The sequence below is a fragment of the Erwinia sp. MYb416 genome (assembly GCF_037479575.1).
Classification (GTDB): Bacteria; Pseudomonadota; Gammaproteobacteria; order Enterobacterales; family Enterobacteriaceae; genus Erwinia; species Erwinia rhapontici.
In genome coordinates this window covers 1-968 of the sequence record NZ_JBBGYT010000110.1, presented here as the reverse complement: position 1 = coordinate 968, position 968 = coordinate 1, and the positions used below count along the sequence as shown (strand labels likewise).

The window sequence follows — 968 nt, the reverse complement described above, 5'->3', positions numbered from 1 at the left end:
GCCCCAATCAGCTCTTCGGGGTTGGTCCCCGCTTTACCTTCAAAGCGTGTATTGAAACCGTAAGGCTGTTGGCTTAACGCCCCACTTTCGGTTGAGACGGTGCCTTTCCCTTGCTTGATATTGCCTTCCCAGTGCGCCTGTCCTTTCTTATGAATGGTCATTGTTATCCTCCGGTTATTTAACATCAGCTACCAGTATAGACACTGTGTCAGAGGCTGCGGAAAATTAGCCGACTTGCAGAACATTCCAGGCTGACAGAGAATATGAGTGACACCTATCAGGAGAAGACTATGTTTAAACCCGACGATTTTGTGCAGTCAAAAACCGGTGGACCCAAAATGCAGGTGTTGCGCGTCGACGGCTCAACATTGTATTGCGCCCGGGTGAATGATGCGGAGAAACAAGAGGTGGCGATCGCCGCTGATTCGGTCAATCTTTATCATGAAGAGGGCGATTTCGGCGTCTGCTGAGTTCGTTTATTGATGAAAGGGGCGACCGCAAAAGGGTCGCCCGCTGTGATTATTTTTTCAAACTCTCCCTGACCTCTTTCACTTGATCCACGCTTACCGCCTCCGCCTTATTGCTCCAGCCCTGACGAATAAAGGTCGCCAGTTGCGCCACCTCATCATCGCTCAGGCGGCCGGCAAAGCCTGGCATCACCAGCGTGGAGGGGGCTTTTGCCGTAGAGGGCTGCTGTGCCCCGGCCAGGATGGTGTGGATCAGCCCGGTCGGATCGCCGGCATTCACAATCGTTGCCTGATCCAGTTCCGGGAAGATACGCGGTGCGCCCTTACCCGTGACAAAGTGGCAGGCACCGCAGTTATCCAGATAGAGACGCTCACCTGGGGTGAGATTTTTCGCCGCGGTCAGCTTCGCTTCCGTGGCGCTGACTGCCGTATTTGCCGCCGCGGGTGCTGCCGGATTGCCGCCAATAAACTTCAGATAGGCGCTGATGGCTTTCAGATCCG

General features: G+C 54.5%; 2 protein-coding genes and 1 pseudogene. 1 reads left to right on the top strand and 2 read right to left on the bottom strand.

Translation table 11 applies throughout. From position 1 onward, the window contains the following. Nucleotides 1–161, bottom strand: a pseudogene (locus tag WH277_RS01000) (OsmC family peroxiredoxin); the annotation flags it as partial. 129 nt (nucleotides 162–290) lie between these two features. Between WH277_RS01000 and WH277_RS00995 the strand changes: the two are divergent. Further along, a complete protein-coding gene (locus WH277_RS00995) occupies nucleotides 291–470 on the top strand; it encodes a DUF2158 domain-containing protein (RefSeq protein WP_200641498.1) in 180 nt (59 codons plus the stop codon). Between the two features lie 49 nt (nucleotides 471–519). On the opposite strand, the gene WH277_RS00990 is transcribed toward WH277_RS00995, so the two are convergent. After that, nucleotides 520–968: c-type cytochrome (locus tag WH277_RS00990; RefSeq protein ID WP_339503851.1), on the bottom strand; the 449-nt coding region annotated here is incomplete at its 5' end.

Bases quoted from the DNA above. Each gene is read 5' to 3' on its own strand.
- WH277_RS00995 (WP_200641498.1), top strand. From the start codon at position 291: ATGTTTAAACCCGACGATTTTGTGCAGTCAAAAACCGGTGGACCCAAA.